At 69.5% G+C, this 3,563-nt stretch carries 3 protein-coding genes and 1 pseudogene; 3 read left to right on the top strand and 1 reads right to left on the bottom strand.

The genetic code is table 11. The features are described 5' to 3' along the window. Window positions 1–838: pseudogene (locus WAW17_RS15515) on the top strand (hypothetical protein); the annotation flags it as partial. Here WAW17_RS15515 and WAW17_RS15510 read toward each other — a convergent pair. After that, on the bottom strand, window positions 779–1,999 hold the full coding sequence (locus tag WAW17_RS15510) for a glycosyltransferase family 4 protein (protein WP_422333837.1): 1,221 nt from the start codon (window positions 1,997–1,999) through the stop codon (window positions 779–781). The pseudogene WAW17_RS15515 and the gene WAW17_RS15510 sit on opposite strands and share 60 nt — an antisense overlap. Window positions 2,000–2,186: 187 nt before the next feature. Here WAW17_RS15510 and WAW17_RS15505 point away from each other — a divergent pair, with 187 nt between their 5' ends. Together WAW17_RS15505 and WAW17_RS15500 are read left to right on the top strand one after the other, a co-directional pair. Continuing rightward, complete coding sequence (locus tag WAW17_RS15505; RefSeq protein ID WP_422333838.1) at window positions 2,187–2,942, top strand: class I SAM-dependent methyltransferase; 756 nt, start codon at window positions 2,187–2,189, stop codon at window positions 2,940–2,942. 1 nt (window position 2,943) lies between these two features. Beyond that, a partial coding sequence (locus WAW17_RS15500) for an ROK family protein (protein ID WP_422333836.1) occupies window positions 2,944–3,563 on the top strand: 620 nt, incomplete at its 3' end.

Genomic DNA, 3,563 nt, shown 5'->3' with positions numbered 1-3,563 from the left:
CCACCCGGTGGTGGGCGCGCTCGTGGTGCTGGCGCTCATGGGCGTGGCGTTGCCTGCCCTCGGTGCCACGGCCTGGGGTCTCGACTTCGGCCGTTGGGCAGTTCAGACCGTGCCCGGCGCGGGGCTGCTCCGCGACGCCCAGAAATGGGTGGCACTGGCCGCGCCGCTGTATGCGCTGGCCGCGGCCGCCGCCGTGATGCGCCGACCGCCCACCTGGTCCGTGGCGGCGATCCTCGTCATACTCCTCGCCCTGCCCGACCTCGTCTGGGGTGTGGGAGGTGCGCTGCGCCCCGTCCGGTACCCCCAGTCGTGGGAGCACGTGGCCACCGACGTGTCCGCGGACCGGGACGGCGACGTGGCCGTCCTGCCCGCCGGCATGTTCCGCAAGTTCCCTTACACGGGCGAGGCACCCATCCTCGATCCAGCGCCGCGCCTGCTGCCCGCCGATGTCCTGCAGACCGGCGAACTGGTGGTGGCAGGCGGGACCGTCGCGGGCGAGGGATCGCGGGCACAGCAGGTCGAGCAGGTTCTGCTCGACGGTGGATCCGGACGCGCACTCGCGGAACTCGGTGTGCGCTGGGTTCTGTTCGAGCGCGACACGCCCGGGCCGCTCGGAGAATCCGCGAGGACGCTCGAGGTCCTCGAACCGGTGTTCACCGACCAGTCTCTGGAGCTCTATCGTGTCCGCGGGGACATCGCCCCTCACGACTCGTCCGAGGCGGTGCGGGCGGCAGTGATCGCGGCACACGGCCTGTGGGCGCTGCTACTGGTGGGCGGACTACTCGGCGCGGGCGTGCAGCGGTCCTGGACGTCCGAGCGCCGGCGACACCAGTCCTGAGGTCCGAACGCCCGAAGCAGTTCCGGCGAGCACCTCGTACACGCCGTTGCCGGTGTGGGTCCAGGAGAATTCACTCGCGCGGATCCGCGCCTTCTCGCCGAGCACGGTGCGGGCTTCGGGATCGCGAAGGAGAGCGTCGACCGCGGCGGTGAGCTCGGCGACGTCGGCGCTTCCCGCAACCACATCACCCACCAGGACACCGGTGACACCGTCGACGATGGAATCGGTGAGCCCCTTGGAGCTGCGGTATCCGACGGTGGGCACGCCGTGCTGCGCCGCCTCGATCACCGCGAGTCCCCACCCCTCTTTGCGGGAGGGCATGACATGCACCCATGACTGCGACAGCAGCTGATGCTTGCGGGTCTCGCCGACATGACCGTGGAAGGTGACGGCGTCGCCGATACCGAGTTCGTGCGCGCGGTCGCGGAGGTTCTGCTCCCACCAGCCGCCGCCGATGACGTCCAGATGCAGACCCGCGCTGGTGGGTCTCAGGGCTGCGATCGCCTCGAGCGCGTCCTCGATCTGCTTGTGCGGCACCAGTCTCGACAGGACGCACACACTCGGATGAGCGGTTCGGGTGTGCGCGCCGCCCACCGCGGCGCCCGCGGGGATGTCGTCGGCGCCGTTGCGCACCACAGCGATGCGTTCGCGTTCGACACCGAGTTCCACCAGTTCGTCCGCGGACGGCAGCGACACGGTGAGGTACTGATTGTCGTGATGCGTGCGCGGCGACAACCGCGATTCCACCCACCAGCCGATCTTGCCCATCAGCCGTCCGGCAACCGGCCACTGCTCGCGGTGGCAGTGATGGACGAGCAGGGTCACCGGGGCACCGGCCACGGTCCGGGAGAAGAAGGGAATGCCGTTCTGGGTGTCGATCACGGCGTCGGGCCGAAGGCCCTTGAGCGGGCCGAAGCCGAACCGACCGAGGGCGATGGCGGCCAGTGCCCTCGGATAGACGCTGTACCTGCCACCGCCGCGGCTGACCTCGATGCCGTCGACGGTTTCCCTTTTGGGGGCGCCGCGGTATCCGGCGGTACGCAGGGTGACCTTGATGCCGCGCTCCGCCAACTGTGCCCCGACCTGTTCGAGGTATCGCTCACTGCCGCCACCCTGGGGGTGTCCGGTGTCGCGCCAGCAGAGCAGCAGAACCTCTCGCACGTTTCTGAACTCCTGTGATCGGGGCGGTATCTGTGGTCCGGGGGCAGGCGAATTCCGCGTACGAATTCCGTGTATCGATCCCCGAACACCCTATCTGCCGTACCGGGGCGAGCGTGGCAGCCTGGCCAACGGATTGCCGCCGGCCACTGGGGACTCGCTAAGGTTCCTCTTCGTGACGACGCGCCCTGTGACCCGACGGTTCGCCAGCCGGGCCACCCTCGAGCGGTCGTTCGGGCTGCTCAGCGACTTTCGGCACGAACAGACCGCCCCCGACCTGTTCTACGGCGCACTGGCCCGCGACTCCGTCGAATTGATCGGTGACCTGTACGCAGGCCTCACCGACGCGGATCTCGGCGGCACCACCGTGCTCGACGTCGGCGGCGGGCCCGGCTACTTCGCGGATGTGTTCCGTCGGGCGGGTGCCCGTTACATACCGGTCGAACCGGACCCGTCCGAGATGCACGCCGCCGGGCTGTCCGTCGGCGACGCGATCCGCGGGTCGGGTCTCGCGTTGCCGTTCCGGACGTCTTCGGTGGACATCTGTTTCTCCTCCAATGTCGCCGAGCATGTCAGCGAACCGTGGGCAATGGCCGACGAGATGGTGCGCGTGACCAAGCCCGGCGGACTGATCGTGCTGTCGTACACCCTGTGGTGGGGTCCGTTCGGCGGCCACGAGACCGGCCCCTGGCATGCGTTCGGCGGTGAGTACGCCGCCCGCCGCTACCTGCGCAAAACTGGGCGTGAGCCCAAGAATCGTTATGGGAAGTCTCTGTTCAAGGTGGGTGCGGCGGACGGTCTCCGGTGGGCGCGGTCGAGCCGCGACGCCGAGTTCCTGGCCGCGTTCCCCCGTTACCATCCGCGGTGGGCGTGGTGGATGATCCACGTTCCCGGACTCCGGGAGTTCCTGGTCAGCAACCTTGTACTCGTACTGAAGAAGCGCTGACGTGCAGGCGATCGCGCTCGACATCGGCGGTACCAAGATCGCCGCAGGACTCGTCGCCGCCGACACTGCGATTGCCCATCCCCACACCACTCCGACACCCGCGGACGGGGTCTGGGAATCCTGCGCCGCACTGTTGCGCGAGGTCGCGGGCAAACGACGCATCACCTCGGTCGGCATCGCGTGTGCCGGACCGGTCGACGCCGCCACCGGCACGGCCTCGCCCATCAACATCGGTGAGTGGTCTCGGGGGTTCCCACTGGTCGATGCAGTTCAGAACCTGTTCGCGGACGCGCGCGTCCATCTCGTGGTGGACGGCGCCGCCGCCGCTCTCGGCGAGCACCAGCACGGGGCCGGACGGGATACACCGGACCTGCTGAGTCTCGTGGTCTCCACCGGAGTCGGCGGCGGCGTGGTCCTCGGCGGGCGGATCGCGACCGGACGAACCGGGAATGCGGGACACATCGGGCACATGGTGGTGCCGGGCGGTACCGACCGCTGCAGGTGCGGTGGCGTCGGCTGCCTCGAGACGGTGGCCAGCGGTCCGTCGTCCGTGCGGTGGGCACGGTCCCGGGGGTGGGGCGGACACACGGGCGCCGAACTGGCGCGGGACGCATCCGGGGG

This window comes from Rhodococcus sp. (in: high G+C Gram-positive bacteria), from assembly GCF_049286785.1.
GTDB lineage: Bacteria > Actinomycetota > Actinomycetes > Mycobacteriales > Mycobacteriaceae > Rhodococcus_F.
The sequence above is the reverse complement of the archived record's forward strand: the minus strand, read 5'-3'. Positions and strand labels throughout refer to the sequence as shown.